The 21069-nt window shown below is 61.6% G+C and carries 19 protein-coding genes, 1 tRNA gene and 1 riboswitch; of the genes, 16 read left to right on the top strand and 4 right to left on the bottom strand.

The window, feature by feature from the left end; genetic code table 11:
- Positions 1-53: 53 nt before the first annotated feature.
- Together Q0O99_RS09565 and Q0O99_RS09560 are read right to left on the bottom strand one after the other, a co-directional pair.
- Positions 54-902 (bottom strand): class II glutamine amidotransferase, encoded by an 849-nt coding sequence (locus Q0O99_RS09565; RefSeq protein WP_293750791.1) that lies wholly within the window; start codon positions 900-902, stop codon positions 54-56.
- A 12-nt stretch (positions 903-914) separates the two neighbouring features.
- On the bottom strand, positions 915-1604 hold the full coding sequence (locus tag Q0O99_RS09560; protein WP_293750789.1) for an aspartate/glutamate racemase family protein: 690 nt from the start codon (positions 1602-1604) through the stop codon (positions 915-917).
- Positions 1605-1717: 113 nt separating this feature from the next.
- Between Q0O99_RS09560 and Q0O99_RS09555 the strand changes: the two genes are divergently transcribed.
- Positions 1718-2191 (top strand): Lrp/AsnC family transcriptional regulator, encoded by a 474-nt coding sequence (locus Q0O99_RS09555; protein WP_293750787.1) that lies wholly within the window; start codon positions 1718-1720, stop codon positions 2189-2191.
- On the opposite strand, the gene Q0O99_RS09550 is transcribed toward Q0O99_RS09555, so the two are convergent.
- A complete protein-coding gene (locus tag Q0O99_RS09550) occupies positions 2179-2682 on the bottom strand; it encodes a disulfide bond formation protein B (protein WP_293750785.1) in 504 nt (167 codons plus the stop codon). The two genes, Q0O99_RS09555 and Q0O99_RS09550, sit on opposite strands and share 13 nt — an antisense overlap.
- Before the next feature lie 84 nt (positions 2683-2766).
- Positions 2767-3543, bottom strand: a complete 777-nt coding sequence (locus Q0O99_RS09545; RefSeq protein ID WP_293750783.1) for a ferredoxin--NADP reductase — start codon at positions 3541-3543, stop codon at positions 2767-2769.
- A gap of 213 nt (positions 3544-3756) precedes the next feature.
- Between Q0O99_RS09545 and Q0O99_RS09540 the strand changes: the two genes are divergently transcribed.
- From Q0O99_RS09540 to Q0O99_RS09470, 15 genes are all read left to right on the top strand, one after another.
- Entirely contained in the window at positions 3757-4032 is a 276-nt protein-coding gene (locus tag Q0O99_RS09540; protein WP_108351744.1) for an oxidative damage protection protein, read from the top strand.
- 134 nt (positions 4033-4166) lie between these two features.
- Entirely contained in the window at positions 4167-5345 is a 1179-nt protein-coding gene (gene mnmC / locus Q0O99_RS09535; RefSeq protein WP_293750780.1) for an FAD-dependent 5-carboxymethylaminomethyl-2-thiouridine(34) oxidoreductase MnmC, read from the top strand.
- A gap of 269 nt (positions 5346-5614) precedes the next feature.
- The gene (locus Q0O99_RS09530; RefSeq protein ID WP_293750887.1) at positions 5615-7195 is read left to right on the top strand and encodes an FMN-binding glutamate synthase family protein; all 1581 of its coding nucleotides are present in this window, start codon (positions 5615-5617) and stop codon (positions 7193-7195) included.
- Positions 7196-7404: 209 nt separating this feature from the next.
- Entirely contained in the window at positions 7405-8421 is a 1017-nt protein-coding gene (locus tag Q0O99_RS09525; protein ID WP_293750778.1) for an SPOR domain-containing protein, read from the top strand.
- A gap of 261 nt (positions 8422-8682) precedes the next feature.
- Positions 8683-9474: a sulfite exporter TauE/SafE family protein gene (locus Q0O99_RS09520; protein ID WP_293750776.1), complete on the top strand. Its 792-nt coding sequence runs from the start codon at positions 8683-8685 to the stop codon at positions 9472-9474.
- Positions 9475-9483: 9 nt separating this feature from the next.
- Complete coding sequence (locus Q0O99_RS09515; protein WP_293750774.1) at positions 9484-11289, top strand: nitrite/sulfite reductase; 1806 nt, start codon at positions 9484-9486, stop codon at positions 11287-11289.
- Between the two features lie 175 nt (positions 11290-11464).
- Entirely contained in the window at positions 11465-11842 is a 378-nt protein-coding gene (locus tag Q0O99_RS09510; RefSeq protein WP_293750772.1) for a DUF934 domain-containing protein, read from the top strand.
- Between the two features lie 39 nt (positions 11843-11881).
- Entirely contained in the window at positions 11882-12637 is a 756-nt protein-coding gene (locus Q0O99_RS09505; protein WP_293750770.1) for a phosphoadenylyl-sulfate reductase, read from the top strand.
- 177 nt (positions 12638-12814) lie between these two features.
- Positions 12815-13765 (top strand): sulfate adenylyltransferase subunit CysD, encoded by a 951-nt coding sequence (cysD, locus tag Q0O99_RS09500; protein WP_293750768.1) that lies wholly within the window; start codon positions 12815-12817, stop codon positions 13763-13765.
- Positions 13766-13782: 17 nt separating this feature from the next.
- Positions 13783-15063, top strand: a complete 1281-nt coding sequence (locus Q0O99_RS09495) for a GTP-binding protein (RefSeq protein ID WP_293750766.1) — start codon at positions 13783-13785, stop codon at positions 15061-15063.
- A 401-nt stretch (positions 15064-15464) separates the two neighbouring features.
- Positions 15465-15794: a ferredoxin FdxA gene (gene fdxA / locus Q0O99_RS09490; RefSeq protein WP_293750764.1), complete on the top strand. Its 330-nt coding sequence runs from the start codon at positions 15465-15467 to the stop codon at positions 15792-15794.
- Positions 15795-15858: 64 nt separating this feature from the next.
- Complete coding sequence (locus Q0O99_RS09485) at positions 15859-16896, top strand: NAD(P)/FAD-dependent oxidoreductase (protein WP_293750762.1); 1038 nt, start codon at positions 15859-15861, stop codon at positions 16894-16896.
- A 197-nt stretch (positions 16897-17093) separates the two neighbouring features.
- A riboswitch (TPP riboswitch) is annotated at positions 17094-17196 on the top strand.
- Positions 17197-17263: 67 nt separating this feature from the next.
- Positions 17264-19474 carry a TonB-dependent siderophore receptor gene (locus Q0O99_RS09480; protein WP_293750760.1) on the top strand — a complete coding sequence of 737 codons (2211 nt, stop codon included), beginning with the start codon at positions 17264-17266 and terminating at the stop codon, positions 19472-19474.
- Between the two features lie 79 nt (positions 19475-19553).
- Positions 19554-19629 (top strand) — tRNA-Asn (locus tag Q0O99_RS09475).
- Positions 19630-19754: 125 nt separating this feature from the next.
- The coding region (locus Q0O99_RS09470; RefSeq protein WP_293750758.1) for a tyrosine-type recombinase/integrase at positions 19755-21069 on the top strand (1315 nt) is incomplete at its 3' end.

Below are 21069 nucleotides of genomic sequence, written 5' to 3'. Positions count from 1 at the left end.
GTCACCGCGAATGACCACCGGGTCACCGGCCGACCTCCCCGCTCGCCAGCCCTTCAAGCGGGGTTCGGCTCCCGCTGGCCGCTGATCGGCAAGGCCACGGGAAAAGCTTGCGTGCCGGGGTGAAGCTCTTGCCAAACCACCTGGCCACCGACCATCACCACAAACTCGCCCGTGCGCAAGGCTTGCCAGGGCTCGTCCAGCGTGAGGGGCTCGGTGGCCAGCAAGCTCATGATGTCGCCCTCGGCATTGAGCGGCCCCAGGTCCAGGCTCATGTCGCGGTCCACCAAGCGCGCATGGGGAAAGGGGTGACGCCGGGTCAGCAAATGCAGGTTCGTGGAGCAATGGGCATACAGGGCCTGACCATCGCTGAGCAGCATGTTGAAGTTGCCATGCCCAGCCAGCTCAGCGGCGATGCAGGCCAGCACAGGGGCCAGCTCGGGCCATTCGGGGGGCTGCACGCGGTCCTTGAAGTGGCTGCGCAAGTGGCTCATGAGGGCGCAAAACGCACGCTCGCTGTCGGTGCCACCCACGGGCTTGTCCTGACAACCATTGGGGGCCTGGAAATCGCGCAGGTCGCCGTTGTGCGCAAACACCCAGGTGCGTCCCAGCCATTCGCGTTGAAACGGGTGGCAGTTGGCCGACTGCACATCCCCTTGCGTGGCTTTGCGCACATGCGCCACCACCACGTTGGACTTGATGGGGTGCTGCCGCACGTATTCGGCCAGCGGCGAATGACTGGCCGGTTGGTCGTCCTGAAAAACCCGGCAGCCTTTGCCGTCATAAAAAGCGATGCCCCAGCCGTCAACGTGGTCCGAAGTCAAGCCCCCACGCGCCGAAAAACCGGTGAAAGAAAAGGTGGTGGCCGCAGGTTTGTTGCAGCTCATGCCCATCAGCTGGCACATCGAGAGGCCCTTTCAGGACAAGCAAAAATCCACAGCGGCCATGGCGTGCAGGGCCGTGGTGTCAAAGCCCGGCACGCCGCCATCGCCGGGCCGCAAGCTCATGGTCAACTCGGTGCAACCCAGAATGACGCCTTGCGCCCCAAGTGCTGCCAGCTGCTGCACCTGCGCGATCAGGTTCTGGCGCGATCCCTCCAGCACCTGGCCCCGGCACAGTTCCTCAAAAATGATGCGGTGCACTTCGGCTCGCCCGGACGCCTCGGGCACCAGACACTGGATGCCGCGTGCGGCCAAGTGGTCGCGCATGAAGGCTTGCTCCATGGTGAAACGGGTGCCCAACAAGGCCACTTGGCTGAAACCGGCGGCCAAGACGGCATCGGCGGTGGCATCGGCAATGTGCAGCAAGGGCACATCCGTGCTCGCCTGCACTTGCGGCGCGATGAGGTGCATGGTGTTGGTGCAAATGAGCAAAGCCTCGGCCCCGCTGTGCGCCAACTGGCGGGCCGCCGTTTGCAAAATCTCGGTCATGCGGTCCCAATCGCCCTGCTTTTGCAGGTCGGCAATGTCCTGAAAATTCAGGCTGACCAGTTGCAGGGGGGCCGAGTGCAGTCCGCCCCGGCGTCGCGCCACTTCGCGGTTGATGTGCTGGTAATACAGGGCGGTGGACTCCCAACTCATGCCCCCGATCAGACCGATTTTTTTCATGCCATCCATCTTTGTCGATTGAAAACAGAAGTTTGCCATCAAAAAAGCAGCATGAAATTGCTTTTTCTGCCCCTAAATATGGATTTTTTGGAATGCTTTTCTACAATCCGGCCATGAAGCAGAAAATTGATGCCATTGACCGCAAAATCCTCGAGCTCTTGCAGGCGCGCAGCGACTGGCCCATCAGCGATTTGGCCGCCGCTGTGAACCTGACACCCACGCCATGCTGGCGGCGGGTGCAACGGCTCAAGGAGCTGGGCATTTTGGCCCGGCAAGTGGCCCTGGTGGACCGGCACCAGGTGAACCTGGGCGTCACGGTGTTCGTGTCGGTGCGCACCCGCCAGCACGATGTGCCGTGGCTGGACAAATTTCGCGCCGCGGTGCAAGGCATTGCCGAAATCGTCGAGGCCCACCGCATGAGCGGCGATGTGGATTACCTGCTGAAGGTGGTGGTGCCCGACATTGCCGCTTATGACCAGGTGTACAAGCGGCTCATCGAGCAGGTGCCGCTGTCCGATGTGAGCTCCAGTTTTGCCATGGAGGAGCTCAAATTCACCACGGCGGTGCCGCTCAGTTATGCGGCCTGAGCCGAGCGGGACTGCAGGGCCACCCACAGCCCCAGCAAGCCAAACAGCACAAAGCAGACGAAGGACCAATTGGCGATCGAGCCGCCCAAAAAGGTCCAGTCGATCTTGCTGCAGTCACCGCTGCCTTTGAAGATCATGGGGATGGCGCGGTTGAGGGGAAAGTTTTCGACCATGCCATAAAAATCGCGACCGCAGTTGACCACCTCGGGTGGGTACCACTGCAGCCAGCTTTGGCGGGCGGCGGTGAAGGCCCCAAAACCCGCGCAGAGCGCCAGCATCACACCGGTCACCGCCAAGCCCCAGCCCCGCCAACGCCAGCCGATCAAAGCCAGCAGCACCACGCCAATCAAGGCGTAGCGCTGCACGATGCACATGGGGCAAGGGTTCAGACCCACAACATGTTGCAAATACAAGCCAAACACCAGCATGCCGATGCCCGAGAGGGCGGTCATCAGCATCCAGCGCTGGGGAGATACAACGGACAGTTTCATGGGGTCTCTTCAAAAAACAAGGGGGCATTGTGCCCCCTTGTCGGTACAGGTGTCAGCGATTGGTTGAACAAAGCCCTGAGGACTTCAGGCGTCTGCAAAAGCCCGCTCGATAACGAAAGCGCCGGGCGTGCTGGTGTTGCCCTCTTTAAGGCCATGCGCTTCGCAAATGCGCTTGAGGTCCTTGAGCATTTCAGGCGAACCGCAAATCATGACGCGGTCGGTCTCAGGGTTGAGCGGGGGCAGACCCAAGTCGGCAAACAGCTGGCCGCTTTCCATCAGGTCGGTCACGCGGCCCTGGTGTAGGTGGGGCTCGCGGGTCACCGTGGGGTAGTACAGCAATTGTTGGCTCACCATCTCGCCCAAAAACTCGTGGGCAGGCAACTCTTTCGTGATGTAGTCGTGGTAAGCCAGTTCATTGACCTGACGAACACCGTGCACCAGGATCACTTTTTCAAAGCGCTCATAGGTCTCGGGGTCACGGATGATGCTCATGAACGGGGCCAGACCGGTGCCTGTGCCCATGAGATACAGGTGCTTGCCGGGCAACAAATAGTCGATGAGCAAGGTGCCGGTGGGCTTGCGGCCGACCACGATGGTGTCGTCCACCTGGATGTGCTGCAGCTTGGAGGTCAGCGGGCCATCGGGCACCTTGATGCTCAAAAACTCCAAATGCTCTTCGTAGTTGGCACTGGCAATGGAATAGGCCCTTAAAAGCGGTTTGCCGTTGTCGCCGCGCAGACCGATCATGGTGAAGTGCCCATTCGAAAAGCGCAGGGCCTGGTCACGGGTGGTGGTGAAGCTGAACAGGCGGTCGGTCCAGTGGTGAACGCTCAAAACGCGTTCTTCGAGAAATGCACTCATGTGATGTGTCTGGGTTTTGGCTGGGAGAGAGACCCAATGCCAATGGAGGATGCTGAAAGCTTGCTACAGTTGCTGCCTGCAAGACCACAGAAAAGACGGTGTTGTTGCACCGACAACGCTTATTCTCGTGCGAACCGCTTCCAACTGGAAATACAGAAATTTTATATCTGTATCACCAGCGCTTCTTAAGATACATCAAGGCTGACAAACACCATGGCACGCAACGTTCAATGCATCAAACTCGGCAAAGAAGCCGAGGGTCTGGATTTTCCGCCCTACCCAGGCGAGCTGGGCAAGCGCATCTGGGAAGGCGTGAGCAAGCAGGCCTGGGCCGACTGGCTGAAGCACCAAACCATGCTGGTCAATGAAAACCGCTTGAACCTGGCCGATTTGCGCGCCCGCCAATACCTGGCACGCCAAATGGAAAACCATTTCTTTGGCGATGGCGCAGACGCCGCCCAAGGCTACGTGCCCCCTGCAGCCAGTTAAGGGTTGGGCGTTGGGCGTTGGGCGTTGGGCGTTTGGTGTTCAGCGTTCAGCGTTCAGCGTGAAATGCAAAGGCAAGGCGCGCAACGCTCAACGCCCAACGCTGAACAGCCAACCTCCCCTCCAGCGAGTCTTGCTTGCACCCTTCATCCGCTTCAAGCCAGAGTTCGCCACCCGCAACGCGCCAAGCCCTGGTGATTGGTGCGGGGCTGTCGGGCTCGGCCGTGGCGCACAGCTTGGCCGTGCGCGGCTGGTCGGTCACCGTGCTCGACCAGGCGCCAGGGGTCGGGGCTGGCGCATCGGGCCTGCCTGCGGGTTTGGCCGCGCCCCATGTTTCACCGGACGACAACGTGCTCTCGCGCATCACGCGTGCGGGGGTGCAGGCCACGCTGCAGCGCGCCCAGGTGCTGCTGCAAAGCGGCACCGATTGGGCGCTGACCGGTGTTCTGGAGCACAAGCTGGCGGGCAAACGCAAACTGCCTGCAGACCCGCCCGATCAACACAGCGCCCCGGCCAGCGCGGCACAAATTGCCGCCGCAGGCCTGCCACCGGGCACACCCGCGCTCTGGCACGCACAGGCGGGCTGGATTCGCCCTCGGCAACTGGTGGCCGCGCAGTTGCAAACGCCGGGCGTGCAGGTGCGCTGGGGTCAGCAGGTGCAGGGCATTGAGCGGCGCGGCGATGAATGGGCCGTGACCGATGCCCAAGGCCAAACGCTGGGCCAAGCCCCCTTTCTGGTGGTGGCCAGCGCCTTTGACAGCCTGGCTTTGTTGCGGCCCCTGCCCGGCTTTGCCGTGCCACTCAACCCTTTGCGCGGGCAGGTCAGCTTTGGCCGCCTGGCCGACTTGACGGACGCCCAACGCCAGCGGCTGCCGCCGTTTCCAGTCAACGGCCACGGCAGCTTCATCAGCGGCGTGCCCACGCCCGAGGGGCCGCCGGGCTGGTTCATGGGAGCCACTTTTGAGCGCGACTGCACGCAAACGCCCGTGCGGGTTGAGGACCACCACGCCAACCAGCTGCGCTTGGCCACGCTGTTGCCGGCCTTGGGCGAAGCCATGGCCACCCAATTCGGGCCGGACCGGGTCCATGGCTGGGCTGGTTTGCGCTGCAGCTTGCCCAACCGCTTGCCGGCGGTCGGCCCCATCGACGCCCTGCGACTGCCGGGCCTGTGTCTGAGCACAGGCATGGGCGCACGCGGCATCAGCCTGGCCGTGCTGTGCGGTGAGCTCACCGCCGCCTGGTTGAGCCAAGAAGCCCTGCCCTTGCCGGCCGCCTTGTTGAAACACCTGGCGGCCGAGCGCTTTGCGTCCGCTTGAGGGGCTGGATTTCATGCGGCTGTGGCTTGCACCTGTCCGCCTTGGCTCTCGCCCGTAAGGCGCAAAGTCGAATTCCACGCATTTTTCGATTTGATTTAAATTCAACTTTCAAATCATTTGTAGCATTACCTTGTAAAAATCAGCCATACCCTTCAACATCAGCGCTCATCACTGCGTCCACTGACCTTGACAAATGTGGCGAACGGCTAACTTTTTCAGGAGTTCCCATGACCCAACCCTCTTTTTCCAGGTATCTGCCTTGGTTGGTGATGGCACCCGCTGCGCTGGTGGCACTGCCCTATTCGATCTGGGCCAGCGGCGGGTTTGGACTGCTGTTTGTGCTGGGCTGCATCGATTACGCCCAAACCCGGCAGGCGGTGCGACGCAACTACCCGCTCACGGGTCGCCTCCGATACGGTTTGGAATACATCCGCCCGGAAATTCGGCAGTATTTTCTGGAAAACGACGAGGAAAAACTCCCCTTCTCACGCAGCCAACGTGCCATGGTCTATGCCCGCTCCAAGGTGCAAAACGACAAGCGGGGCTTTGGCAGCATCAAAGACATGTACCAAGCGCAATCCGATTGGATCACCCACTCGCTGCAACCGACACAGCTGGACCCGGCCGGCTTCAGGGTCACGGTGGGCGCGCACCAATGCCAGCAGCCTTATGCGCTGTCGCTGCTGAACATTTCCGGCATGAGCTTCGGAGCCTTGTCGCCCAACGCGGTCAAGGCCCTCAACAAGGGCGCGGCCATGGGGCAATTCGCGCACGACACCGGCGAGGGCAGCATCTCCCGGCACCACCGCGAGCCCGGGGGCGATCTGATCTGGCAAATAGCCTCGGGTTATTTTGGCTGCCGCACACCGGAAGGCCGTTTTGACCCGGTGCGCTTTGCCGAGCAAGCCCGCTCCCCCCAAGTCAAGATGATCGAGTTGAAACTCTCGCAAGGGGCCAAGCCCGGCCATGGCGGCGTCTTGCCCAAGGCCAAAGTCAGCGCAGAGATTGCCGAAGCGCGCGGCGTGCCCATGGGCCAGGACTGCGTGTCACCGGCCCGGCACTCGGCCTTCAGCACACCTTTGGAGATGCTGGCTTTCATCGCGCAACTGCGCGAACTCTCGGGTGGCAAGCCCGTGGGCATCAAGCTGTGTGTGGGGCATCCGGCCGAATGGTTTTCGGTGGTCAAAGCCATGGTGCAAACCGGTCAAACACCGGACTTCATCGTGGTCGATGGTGCCGAAGGCGGCACGGGCGCAGCGCCCATCGAGTTTGCCGACCATGTGGGCATGCCGCTGCGCGATGGGCTGCGCTTGGTGCACAACAGTTTGGTGGGCGCGGGCCTGCGCGATCGCATCAAGATAGGCGCCTCGGGCAAAGTGATTTCAGCTTTTGACATCGCGCGTTGCCTGGCGCTGGGGGCCGATTGGTGCAATTCGGCACGGGGGTTCATGTTTGCCCTGGGCTGCATCCAATCACGCAGCTGCCACACCGACCACTGCCCCACGGGCGTGGCCACGCAAGACCCGGTGCGCCAACGCGCCATCGTGGTAACCGACAAGGCCGAGCGGGTGTATTACTTTCATGCCAACACCTTGCATGCGCTGGCCGACCTGGTGGGCGCGGCAGGCCTGCAAAAACCAGGCGACATCACGGCCCATCACCTCATGGGGCGCAATGCCGAAGGACAGGCCCGAACCCTGGCTTCGAGCATCGACACGCTGGCACCCGGACAACTCTTGCGTGAGCCGTCAGGGCCACACACCCTGCCCAGTCCCTTTGCCGAGTTCTGGCATGCCAGCCAGGCGGGGCATTGGGGCGTGCCCACAGGCGCTGACCCCCAGCCCGCCTGAACCAGCGCCCAGGTGCTCGGTGTGCGCCGTCTTGGGTGGCAAGCCCACCCCTTTGGCGAAAAAACTGTGGGCTTGCTTGGTGTCTAATGAGCCACCAATTTCGCAACATTCAGTTTCCAATGCGCCCTGGTCCGTCTCACGCCACCCCACCAGCCTCTTCCCAGCCGAAAGAACCAGCGTCTGCATTGGAAGCGCTGGGCCACGCCGTTTTGAAGGATGATCAAAACCTGGTCATTTGGCGTCAAGACAGCGAGGCCATGTGGCGTGCAGCGCACGCCTTGCAAAGCTTGTGGCGCACAGCGGCCCCGGCTGTTGCGGTAGAGCACTTCACAGGTCAACAACGCCTGGCTTGGCTCGGTCACATCAACCAAGGCATTGCCCAGCTGGGGTTGACACAGGCGATGCAAACGCCATCGCCCACCGCTTTGCCGAGGCAAATTTCCCTCGTCACCCACGCCGAACAGCTGTCCGCTTCAGATGTTCAGCTGTTGCAAGACCTCTCGCAGCACCTGCCCGGCCTGCGTTGGCGCTGGGTTCTGCTGGGCCTGGATCCCCAGTGGATGGCTGAGCCCCGCACCCTGGCATCGCCCAGCCCAACGTCCGAAGCGGCCGCCAGCCCCGCATCCAAACAAGCACCCAAGCGTCTGGCCTGGCTGAGCTTGGCCGCCCTGTTGGGCTTGGGCGCATGGGGCACGGCGCTCCACTTGTCGGACCCCCACCCAGTCCCCTTGCGGGCGGACACGCGGTCTGCGGCTGCGTCTGCGGCTACAACGCCCACGCCAGCAGCTTCAGCGCCTTCTCTTGAAGCACCGCCAAGCCCAACCCCAAACCCTGTCGCGTCCGCCGCTCCGGCAGAACCCGCGGCCCTGCCACAAGTGCCTGCTGCCGCAGACACCCGCAACGACGTGCCGGAAATCGCCCTGCGGGGCCTGCAGTGGCTGACCCTGCAGTCGCCCGAGTTCTTTGTCGTGGAACATGGCGCGTTTCAAACCGCCGCGCAGGCCCAAAGCCTGATCCGCTCGAAAGACGAACTGGCCAATGCCCGCGTGCTCATGCGCAAAACCGCCAACCCGGGTGGCCGGTTTGTGGTGATCACAGGACCCTTCCGATCGCAGGAACGGGCGCAAAACTACAAGGATCGGGCAAACCTTGCGCCCCAGACTCCGGTGCGCAGGGTCTCCGATGTCTTGGAGGACAGTGCGAGGACAGCCCCGTCCGGCTCTTGAAAAGCCCATGCCCCTCATGCCAGACCGCTGGAGGTTGGTGGGCGGCCTTGTTTTTGGACGAACCCCTCACCCCCGGCCTGCTGCCTGGTGTGCTGCTCATCTTGATCGCCTCGGCATGGCTCACCGGGTTCAACCCCTTTCGAGCCTTCCAACGCAGCAGGCACTGAGCCAGGGTCCGACACCACTCTTATAAGTCAAAAGAATATAAGCCCAACTAAAAAATCGTTTGTTTAGGCATAAAGCCCCCTTACAGTCGCCTCCATGGTTGATTTGGCTTATGTCTTTGCAGGTTTCTTCGTGGGCACCATCGTGGGCTTGACGGGGGTGGGTGGCGGCTCCTTGATGACGCCGCTGCTGATCTTTTTCTTTGGCGTCAAGCCCTACATGGCCGTGGGCACCGACTTGCTGTTTGCGGCTTTCACCAAGATGGGCGGCACCATCAGCTTTGCCCGACAGCGCATCGTGCCTTGGCGTGTGGTGGGCTTGCTGAGTGCGGGCAGCATTCCGGCCTGCTTGTTGACGCTGGGCTTTTTGCACTGGGTGGGCCCGGCCTCCCCAGAGGTGCAGTCGCTGATGACCACCACTTTGGGTGTGGCCTTGCTGCTGACGGCGGCGGCCATGCTCTACAAGGCCATTCGCGGCCAACAACTGCCCCGCCACCTGGCCGCCGCCGACGAAGCCCGCGCCAGCACGCCGCGCCACTGGAGCCTGCCGGTGCTGTTTGGCGCGCTGATCGGCATCATGGTCACCCTCACCTCGGTGGGCGCGGGCGCCATTGGCGTCACCGTGTTGCTCTTGCTCTACCCCCTGCTGCCGCTGCCGCGCATCGTAGCGGCCGACATCGCTTATGCCGTGCCCCTGACCATGGTGGCGGGCCTGGGCCACGCGTCGATGGGCTCGGTGGACTGGGCCTTGCTGGCCAAGTTGCTGGCGGGCTCGCTGCCCGGCATCTGGCTGGGTTCGCGCCTGACCCAACACACGCCGGATCGCGTGATCCGCTCCTTGCTTTCCGTCCTGCTGGCTTGGGCTGGCACCAAACTGGTTTTGATCTGAGTGATTCCCATGTACCACTACACCGAATTTGACAAACAGTTCGTGCGCGCCCGCGCCGCACAGCACCGCGACCAGCTCGAGCGCTTTCAAGCCGGGCAACTCACGGGCGACCAGTTCAAGCCCCTGCGCCTGCAAAACGGCTGGTACGTGCAGCGCTACGCCCCCATGCTGCGCGTGGCCGTGCCTTACGGCGAAATCTCGGCGGCACAACTCAGCGTTCTGGCGAAAATTGCCCGCGACTACGACACACCCGACGCCGCCTTGCTGGCCGAGGCCCAGGCCACGCAAGACAAAATTGCGGGCTTGGCCCCGAAGCTGACCACCAACTACGGCCACTTCACCACCCGCCAAAACGTGCAGTTCAACTGGATTCCCCTGTCCAAATCGGCCGACGTGATGGACCTCTTGGCCAGCGTGAACCTGCACGGTATCCAGACCAGCGGCAACTGCATCCGCAACACCACCACCGACGAACTGGCCGGTGTGGCCGTCGACGAAGTGGTCGATCCCCGTCCCTATGCCGAGCTGATCAGACAGTGGAGCACGCTGCACCCCGAATTCGCCTTCTTGCCCCGCAAGTTCAAGATCGCCATCACCGGGGCTCTTGAGGACCGCGCCGCCATTGGTTGGCACGACGTGGGCCTGCAGATGCTCAAGAACGCGGCGGGCGAAGTGGGCTTCAAGGTGCTGGTGGGTGGTGGCATGGGCCGCACCCCGGTGGTGGGCACTTCAATCCGCGAGTTCTTGCCCTGGAACCAGATCATGAATTACCTCGAAGCCGTGATCCGCGTCTACAACCGCTGGGGCCGCCGCGACAACCTGTACAAGGCCCGCATCAAAATTTTGGTCAAGGCCGAAGGCCAGCGTTACTTCTACGAAGTCGAAGCCGAGTACCAAGACATCTTGGTCAAGGACGGCGGACTGCACACCATCCCGCAGGCTGAGTTCGACCGCGTGGCCGCCTGCTTTGCCGCGCCTGCGCTGAACCTGCCTGCAGACCTGGATGAATGGGTGGCCAAAGCCGAAGCCGATGTCAGCATCGAAGCGGCCAAAACACCCGCCTTTGCCCGCTGGATCGCGCAAAACGTCAAGCCCCACCAAAACCCTGCACTGCGCGCCGTGAGCCTGTCGTTCAAGCGTGTGGGCCAGGCCCCCGGTGACGCCACGGCCGACCAGCTGGACGCTGCCGCTGCGCTGGTGGCCCACTATTCCGCAGGCGAAGCCCGCGTGACGCACACCCAAAACCTGGTGCTGCCCTGGGTTCGCCTGGACCAACTGCACGCCCTGTGGCTCCAAGCCAAGGCCCTGGGCTTGGCCCAACCGAACATTGGTCTGCTGACCGACATGATCGCCTGCCCCGGCGGCGACTATTGCGCGCTGGCCAATGCCCGCTCTTTGCCTTTGGCGGCCGCCATCACTGAGCGCTACCAAGACCTGGACGAGCTGAACGACCTGGGCCACATCGACTTTCACATCAGCGGCTGCATCAACTCCTGCGGCCACCACCACTCGGGCCACATCGGCATTTTGGGTGTGGATAAAGACGGCAAAGAGTGGTACCAGGTCACGCTGGGCGGCTCGGACGGCAAGAACCTCTCAGGCCCCACCACCCCTGGCAAAGTGGTCGGCCCTTCGTTCTCGTCGTTTGAAGTGCCGGATGTGATCGAGGCGATTTTGGAAACCTACAAGGCATTGCGCCAGCCCGCCCAAGGCCGCCACGAATACTTCATCGACACCTTGCGCCGCGTGGGCCAAGACCCATTCAAGGCGGCGGCCAATGCGGCACGCCATGTGACCGAAGAAAGCACCGCCTGAATCCCCTTGTAGGAGCGACGTCCTCGTCGCGATCAATCCGCGCAAACCACCCAACATCGCCTCGAGGGCGGGGCTCCTCCAACTTGCACAGCATGCACCTTTGGGAGCCACACCCTCACGGAGATGAATTGCAAATCGCGGCGAGGACGCCGCTCCTGCAACAGAAAAAACAGCCATGAACATCATTTCCGCCCAAGAACACCAGACCGTTGATTCACCAGCCGTCATCACACTGGCCAACGACGCCGACCCTCGCACGCTCGACCTGAGCGGCGTGACACGCATTGATCTGCAGTTCCCCAAATTCACCGATGGGCGCGCTTACAGCCAAGCCTTTTTACTGCGCCGCCGCCTGGGCTTTGCGGGCGAATTGCGCGCCACCGGCGACGTGCTGATCGACCAACTGGTGCAGATGCAGCGCACCGGTTTTGACGTGGCCGTGCTGCGCGAAGGCGTAGACGCCTCGGCGGCGCAACGCCAGTTTGAGCGCTTTGCCGGGTTCTACCAAGGCTCTGCTGTGGGGACACAACCCCCATTCGCGAAAGCAGCCTAAAGCATCGCCCGCGGGGTGGGCTCCTACAAAAGACACACCATGACTTCCAATCTGATTTCTTCTCGCAACACGCCGCTCAAAGCCACAGATCTGCATGCCCAAGCCAGCCCTGACTTTGCCGCCAAGCTGGCCGAAACCCAAGCCCTGCTGCAACGCGCTGCCGCCGAATTTGCGCCCGTGACCCAGGCCTCCAGCCTGGGCGCGGAAGACGTGGTGATCACCCACCTCATCAACCGCTTGCAGCTGGACATCCCGGTCTTCGTGCTGGAAACCGGTGCGCTGCACACCGAAACCCTGGCGCTGCTGGAGCGCACCCAGGCGCATTCGCGTGCGCCGATCCACGTGTTCCGCCCGGTGCAAGATTCGGTCATTCAGTTTGTGCGCGACAAAGGCCAAGACGCGATCTACCACAGCACGGAGCTGCGCAAAGCCTGCTGCGGTGTGCGCAAGATGGAGCCGCTGGCCCGCGCCTTGACGGGCCAACGTGCCTGGATCACCGGTCTGCGCCAAGAGCAATCCAATGCCCGCGCCGAAGTGCCTTTGCTGGACGAGAGCGAAGTGGCCAGCAAAGCTTTGTACAAGTTCAACCCACTGGCCAGGTGGACTTGGGGCGACGTGTGGCACCACATCGCCACCCACCAGGTCGACTACAACCCGCTGCACGACCAGTTTTTTCCGAGCATCGGCTGCGCCCCTTGCACCCGTGCCATCAGCCTGGGCGAAGCGTTCCGCGCCGGCCGCTGGTGGTGGGAGGACGAAGCCGCCAAGGAATGCGGACTGCACGTCAAACAATGAATCCCCGCAGGTCGGCAGCTTCAGCTCCGACATGCATTGACCTCGTAGGTCGGCAGCTTCAGCCCCGACATGCATTGACCTCGTAGGTCGGTGGCTTCAGCCCCGACATTGAGCCCGAAAAGACAGATGTCGGAGCTAAAGCCACCGACCTACAAAAACCCCTGCGAAGATCTCAACATGACCGCCACCACACCCACCGAACTGCACACCCTGAGCAACGCCCACCTCGACGCGTTGGAAGAAGAAACCATCTTCATCCTGCGCGAAGTTGCCGCCGCTTTCGAGCGCCCCACCCTGCTGTTTTCCGGTGGCAAGGATTCGCTGGTCATGCTCAAGTGCGCAGAGAAGGCTTTTGGAGGCAAAACAAGCCCCGCCGGCAGCGGCCGCATCCCCTACCCGCTGCTCATGATCGACACCGGCCACAACTTCACCGAAGTGACCGACTTCCGAGACGCGCGCGCCCAGGAGCTGGGTGCCGAACTGATCGTGCGCAGCGTCGAAGACTCGATGAAGCGCGGCACCGTGCGCCTGGCCCACCCCGGCGAGAGCCGCAACGTGCACCAGTCGGTGACCCTGCTCGAAGCGATTGAAGAGTTCGGCTTTGACGCGCTGATCGGTGGCGCCCGCCGAGACGAAGAAAAAGCCCGCGCCAAGGAGCGCATCTTCAGTCACCGCGACAGCTTTGGCCAGTGGCAGCCCAAGGCGCAGCGCCCCGAACTGTGGACCCTGTTCAACCACAAGCTGCAACCCGGTGAGCACTTTCGCGTTTTCCCGATCAGCAACTGGACCGAGCTGGACGTGTGGCAATACATTGCCCGCGAACGCATTGCCTTGCCCTCGATCTACTACACCCACAAACGCGAGGTGGTCGACCGCCGGGGCCTCTTGGTGCCGGTGACCACGCTGACCGCGCCTAAAGACGGCGAAACGGTGGTGGTGCGCGACGTGCGTTTTCGCACTGTGGGCGACATCACCTGCACCTGCCCGGTGGAAAGCACGGCCTCTACACCTGAGCAGATCGTGATCGAGACGCTGGCCGCCGATGTGAGCGAGCGCGGCGCCACGCGCATGGACGACAAGACGTCCGAGGCTTCGATGGAGAAGCGCAAAAAAGACGGCTATTTCTAATCACGGGGGAACCACATATGCACAACGACAAACATTTCTCAGCCCTCAAATTCATCACCTGCGGCTCGGTCGACGATGGCAAGAGCACACTGATTGGCCGCCTGCTGGTGGACACCAAGGCCGTGCTGCAAGACCACTTGGCGGGCGTGCAGCGCTCAGGCGAAACTGACCTGGCTCTGCTGACCGACGGCCTGAGTGCCGAGCGCGAGCAAGGCATCACCATCGACGTGGCCTACCGCTACTTCAACACCGAATCGCGCAAGTTCATCATTGGCGACGCACCGGGCCACGAGCAATACACCCGCAACATGGTCACCGCCGCATCCAGCGCCGACGCCGCCGTGGTGCTGGTCGACGCCATCAAGCTCGACTGGGCCCACCCCGACCTGCCACTGCTGCCGCAAACCCGCCGCCACGCGCTGCTAGTGAACCTGCTGCGGGTGCCGTCTGTCGTGTTCGCCATCAACAAACTGGACGCCGTGGCCGACCCTGCCCTGGCTTACAAAAACATCGCAGGGGCTTTGGAAAAGTTCGCCCAAGCAGCCGGCATCACCATCGCGGCCATGGTGCCCGTATCGGCCCTCAAGGGCTGGAATGTGGTGGACACCCACAACGCCGACCAAGCCGACTGGTGCGGCTACACCGGCCCCAGCTTGCTCAGCATCCTGGAAGACCTGCCCGTCACACCTGCCGAGACCGGTGTGGCGTTCAGCTTCCCGGTGCAGTGGGTGGAGAAGTTTCACGATTCGGGCGTGACCACCCAGGGCCGCCGGGTGTTTTGGGGCCGCGTGGCCACGGGCAGCGTTGAGCCGGGCCAGACCGTCCAGGTTTTCCCCAGTGGCCAAACCGCCGTGGTGGCGCAGGTGCTCAGCGCCACCCGCCAAGCGCAAAACAAGGCCGCTGGCCACAGCGCAGGCCTTGTGCTCGACCGCGAGGTGGACGTGTCGCGCGGCGACTGGCTGCTGGCAGAACACGGCAGCCCCGAAGGCCAGCGCCAGCTGAGCACCACCATCGCCTGGATGGACGACGAGCCCCTGGTGGCCGGGCGCACTTACTGGGCGCTGCACGGCCACCGCTGGGTCAAAGTGAAAGTGCAGCGCGTGGTACACCGCCTGAACGTGAACACCCTGGCCGAAGAAGAAGCCAGCGAACTGCCCCCCAACGCCATCGGCCATGTGACCTTGACCCTGCAAGAGCCTCTGGCCACCCGGCCCTTTGCCCAGTCGCGCATTTTGGGCGCGCTGGTGCTGGTGGACACCGCCAGCCACAAGACCTCGGGGGCGGTGCTGGTGAACTGAGCCGGCATGTCGGGGCTGAAGCCACCGACCTACGGGTTCATTTCATGTTGGGGCTGAAGCCACCGACCTACGGGTTCATTTCATGTTGGGGCTGAAGCCACCGACCTACGGGTTCATTTCATGTCGGGGCGGATGCCACCGACCGGGTTCATTTCATGTTGGGGCTGAAGCCACCGACCTACGGGTTCATTTCATGTCGGGGCAGATGCCACCGAGTGACACATCGATTTGTAGGTCGGCGGCTTTAGCCCCGACAAATGGGCCACTCTGACCCATGCGTATGATTCACCATCATCCCTGTCGTGAGCAGGGGTTCGCCTCCATCGGGAGGCGAACGATCTCCTTTAAAATCCAAATTCCCGCGCCAATCCTACAGCGCTGCTCCATTTTCCGAGTCCATCATGACCCACGTTGTTTCCGAATCCTGTATCCAGTGCAAATACACCGACTGTGTGGACGTTTGCCCCGTGGATTGCTTTCGCGAAGGCCCCAACTTCCTGACCATCGACCCCGATGAGTGCATCGACTGCGCTGTGTGCATCCCAGAATGCCCCGTGAATGCCATCTTTGCCGAAGAAGACCTGCCCGCCGACCAGCAGCACATGACCCAACTCAATGCCCAGTTGGCCGTATTGCCCGGCTGGAGGAGCATCACCAAGCGCAAAACGCCGTTGGCCACCGCTGACGAGTGGAAAGACAAGACCGGCAAGTTGTCCGAGTTGATCCGCTGAACTTTTTGAAGAGCCGAAATTTTCGGCCTTTTTATTTCGGCCTTTTTTTCGCAAGCTTCACCCCATGACCGCCCCCATCGACACCGAAGCGCTGGTCATTGGCGCAGGCCCCGTGGGCCTGTTTCAGGTTTTCCAGCTCGGGCTGCAGGGCGTGCACTGCCACGTGATCGACGCCCTGCCGCATGTGGGCGGCCAATGCGCCGAGCTGTATGGCGCCAAACCCATCTACGACATTCCGGGCATTCCCTATTGCACCGGCCTCGAACTGATCGAGCGCCTGCAGCAGCAAATCGCCCCCTTCAAACCCACCCTGCACCTGAGCCAGCATGTGGGCAGCGTCGAGCGCCTGCCCGACCAGCGCCTGCTGGTGATCACCAGCACGGGCCAGACCTTTCGCACCCACACCCTGTTCATCGCAGCGGGCGTCGGCGCTTTTGTCGCGCGCCGCATGGCCTTGGGCGGCCTGGCGGATTTTGAAGGCACGCAAGTCTTTGCCGAGCAACCCGCGCCCGAGCGCTGGGCAGGCCAACACCTGGTGGTGGCGGGCGACGGCGACACCGCCTTGCAAACTGGCCTGGATGCAGGTCAAGGCCCACAAGCCGCTGCCAGCGTGACGCTGCTGCACCGCCGCGACGCCTTTACCGCCGACCCGACCTTGATCGCCCAAATGCGCCAAGCCTGCACCGAAGGCCGCATGCGCTTTGTGGCCGGTCAGCCCACAGGCCTGCGCACCGAAGCTGGCCGCTTGCAAGCACTGGAACTGCTCAACCCGCAAGGCGACACCGAGTGGCTGAGCTTGGATGTGCTGCAAACCTGTCTGGGCCTGTCGCCCAAATTGGGGCCCGTAGCGCAATGGGGCCTGGCCATGGAACGCAAGCAGCTGGTGGTCAACACCGAAAACTTCGGCACCTCTGAGCCGGGCATTTTTGCGGTGGGTGACATCAACACCTACCCGGGCAAAAAGAAGCTGATCCTGTGCGGCTTCCACGAAGCCACGCTGGCCGCTTTTGGTGCCGTGGCCCTGCTGCGCCCGGAAGAAAAAACCCTGCTGCAGTACACGACCACCTCCACGCTGCTGCACCAGCGTCTGGGAATCGCCTGAACACAACCCCGTCGGACCTGAAGGCCCGACCTGCAAAAGATCTACGCCGATAACCCGTAGGTCGGGCCCTTCGGGTCCGACAACTGATCCCCGTCGGACCTGAAGGCCCGACCTGCAAAACCCCAGCCCCTGCGTGTCTGCTCAAAGCATGCCTGGCTCGGATCGCCTAAAATCCACACCGCGCTGCAATCCTGCGGCGCATCCGCTAGGGGTGTTGGTGGCTGCAAAGCCATCGACTGAGAAAGTCCCTTTGAACCTGATTGAGGTAATCCTCGCGCAGGGAAGCTCGTCAAAAGAACGGCGTCCGGTTTCGGGCGCATGACGTTCCCAGCCAGCCGACCTGCCATTACGTTGAAGGAAAAACGTCATGGCATTTTTTTCGCCATTCTTTTCGTCTCGTCCGCGCCGGTCTGCCGGCCGCTTTGCTTTTCGCGCCACCCATGTCGCCAGCGCCATCGCCTTGTTGACGGCCACCGGGCTTGCGGCACAAAGCCTGACCGAAATCACCATCACCGATGCCGCACCCTCGCAGGTCAGCGGCTTTGGCGATGTGCCCCTGAGCAAAGCACCGTTCAGTGCCGTCACCATCGACCAGAAAACCCTGCAAGACATCGGCGCGAAACGCGTCTCCGACGCCTTGCGCCTCGATGCCAGTGTGGCCGACAGCTACAACTCACCCGCCTACTGGGACATGCTGAGTGTGCGCGGCTACACCCTGGACAACCGCTACAACTACCGCCGCGAAGGCCTGCCCATCTCGGCCGAAACCATGATCGGCATGGACAACAAGGAACGAATCGAGTTGTTCAAGGGCACCAGCGGCATCCAAGCCGGCACCAGCGCCCCGGGCGGCTTGGTCAACTACGTGGTCAAACGCCCGCCCTCGGCCCAAAACACCACCGTGCGCGACGTCAGCGCCAGTTTCGGCCCAGCCCACAACAGCAGCATCGCGCTGGACTTGGGCGGCCGTTTTGGCCAAGACCAGGCCCTGGGCTACCGCTTCAATGCGGCCTATGAAGACCTCAATCCTTACATCAAAAACACGCAAGGCCACCGCCACCTGATGGCCTTGGCCATGGACTGGCGGCTCACGCCCGACAGCCGCCTGGAGTGGGAGATCGAGCGCAGCGAACGCCAGCAAATGGGGGTGAATGCCTACAGCCTGCTGGCCAATGCGAACGACCCCTTCAATGGCGTGCCCACCCTCCCCCCCACCGTGGACGGCACACGCAACATCACGCGCCAGGCCTGGTCAGTGCCCGGCGTGTTTGCAGGCACCACAGGCACCATCCGCTTCAAACAAAACCTGGACGGCGGCTGGCTGTGGACCACGCAATACGGCGCTCAACGTCTGCGCTCCCATGACCGACTGAGCTACGCGTTTGGCTGCACCTTGCCCAGTGGCGACTGGATTGGCGACAAATACTGCAGCAACGGCAACTTCGATCTCTACGACTACCGCAGCGACAACGAACGCCGCACCAGCGACGCCCTGCAAACCGAAATCAATGGCCAAATGCGCCTGGCAGGCTTGCGCCACGATGTGGGCGTGAGCTTGATGCGCCACCGCTTGCTCGATCGCCTATCCAGCATGCAAGCCTACAACTGGGCCGGCACAGGCAATATTGACGGCACCTCGGACAGCCCCGAAGCCCAACCCACCCCGAACGACCTGAACACCAACCGCAGCGAATACACCACTGAAATCGCGCTGCGTGACCGCATTGCATTGAGCGCGCAAACCGCCCTGTGGCTGGGCCTGCGTCACACGCGCCTGAACCGCGCCAGCGAGCGCACCGACGGCAGCCGCGCTGTGCAGGACGAGCGCAGCTTCAACACACCCTGGCTGGCCCTGACGCACCAGATCACGCCCGCCTACCTTGTCTATGGCAGCTACGGCGAAGGCATTGAAACCGATGTTGCGCCCAACCGCAACCGCTACACCAACGCCGGTCAAGCCCTGCCCGCGTTGCGCAGCGAGCAGTTCGAGATCGGTGTCAAAGGCCAATGGGTCCGCACGCGCTGGCAAGCGAGCTGGTTTGACATCACCCGCCCCGTGGCGGGCGACGAAGGCACCTGCGACGAGGCCAACACCTGCACCCGAAAAATCGACGGACAAGCCCGCCACCGGGGACTGGAGTTGTCGGCGGGCCTGACCCAAGCGCAATGGCAATGGGACATCGCCACCACCTGGACAGATGCCAAGCGTCAAGAAGCTGAGATTGACCCCAGCATCAACGGCCAACGCGCCCTGAACGTGCCACGCATGAGCTTGCGCGCCATGGCGCAATACCGCTTCGCAGGCACCCCAGGTTTGCGCAGCAGTTTGCGACTGAACCACGAAGGCACGCGCCGCGTGACCGAGGATGGTGCCCTCCTGCTGCCCGCATGGACCACGCTCGATCTGGCCACGCATTACGACACGCGCATCCAGGGCACGCGCACGCAATGGACACTGGCCATCGACAACCTGGCCGACCGCCGTTACTGGCGTGAATCCCCCAAGCAATACGGCCACTACTACCTGTACCCCGGTGCACCCCGCACGGTGCGTTTGGTGGTCAAGGCCAGCTTCTGAAACCAGGGTGGCAAGATTTGCGAAAAATCTATTGCCCCTCTCAAAACAGACTAAAAATCGACCTATAATCCAGAGCTGTTCCTCAATAGCTCAGTCGGTAGAGCGCCGGACTGTTAATCCGTAGGTCCCTGGTTCGAGCCCAGGTTGAGGAGCCAAAATCCCTTTAAAAACAACGACTTACCTCGTTGTTTTTATTTGATTTGTTAATTACACGGTTATTACACGAATAATTAATCTGCCGTTGGTTGCTTTTTCTGAAAAGTCGTTGTAAAGTGCTGACATGCGTGTACCAGCAAGCGAAACCGTCATAGTCAAGCCTGAATTGATTAGGCTTGTGCGTCGTGACGACAGCAAAAAATGGCAAGCGCATTACAAGCTGGATAATCTCAAAACTTGGTTCCGCCGCAGCACTGACACAGCAAACGTCAAGGAAGCTGCCAAGATTGCTGAGCGTATGTGGATGAAGGCAACGTTTGACTTGGAAGAAGGTCGCCCTGTCACCAGCAGAAAGTTCAAGCCAGTGGCTGAAATCGTCCTGCACCGCTTGGAAGCTGAAATTGCCGCAGGTACCGCCAAACCTAGCTTTCGGGACTATGTTTCAGCTATTAAGTTGTACTTAATCCCCTTCTACGGCTTGTACAACGTGGATGGCATCAAGCCAGCCGTGATTTCTGAATTCCATGTGTGGCGTCGCGACAAGGTGGGGCGTGAGCTCTCAGGCAGTGCACAGAACAATCACAACGCTGCGCTGAACCTCATCTTTGATGAAGCCATTGAGCGTGGCTATCTCACTGCATACGATCGCCCTCTTACCAAGAACACTGGAGTTGAAAGTGATCGCCGTGCTGAGTTCAGCCATGAAGAGCTGGAAGCAATGATGAAGTATGCGGCCAAGTTCATTGACGATGGGCGCACCGCTCGTACAAAAATTATCCGTGAACTGCTGGCTATCTACGTGCCCTTCATGGCTGCTACTGGTATGCGCCCCGGAACTGAAGCTGAATACTTGGAATGGCGGCACATTGATGTGGAAGTGCGCGATGGGCAGCCCATCCTGCATTTCCGTCTACAACGCGGCAAACGCGGTGCACGCAACTTTGTAGCCCACAACAGCTGTTGGCTGCTGCTAGAGCGCCTACGTCAGCTCAGTCCGGACTTGAGCCACATGACGCTTGAGGAAGTTTTAAAGAAAAAGATCCCCAAGCTGCTGTTCCGTTTGAGTGATGGCTCAGTGCCAGACAACTGGAACAAACCTTTCCGTCAGTGGCTTGAGGACTCAGATCTACTCAACTGCCCTGTTACGGGCAAGGAACGCAGCTTGTACAGCTTGCGCCACTACTACGCCACCCAGCGCTTGTTAGAAGGAATTCCAATTCACGACTTGGCGGAGCAGATGGGCACGTCAGTGTTGATGATCACCAAGCACTACAGCCACTTAACGCCATTGATGAAGGCCAAGCAATTCGCTGGCGTTATAGATCCCTACGCCACCAGTGGTGAAGCTGCACAGATCAGGGCCATCATGACAGCACAAATGGCCAACAACAACATCATGAACTTGGTGCAGATGGGTACAGGACTTGTCATGCCCCTCA

The organism is Limnohabitans sp. Rim8 (genome assembly GCF_945901735.1).
In the GTDB taxonomy this organism is placed as follows: Bacteria; Pseudomonadota; Gammaproteobacteria; order Burkholderiales; family Burkholderiaceae_C; genus Limnohabitans_A.
Note: the sequence above shows the minus strand (reverse complement) of the source record. Positions and strands in the feature narration are given on the sequence as shown.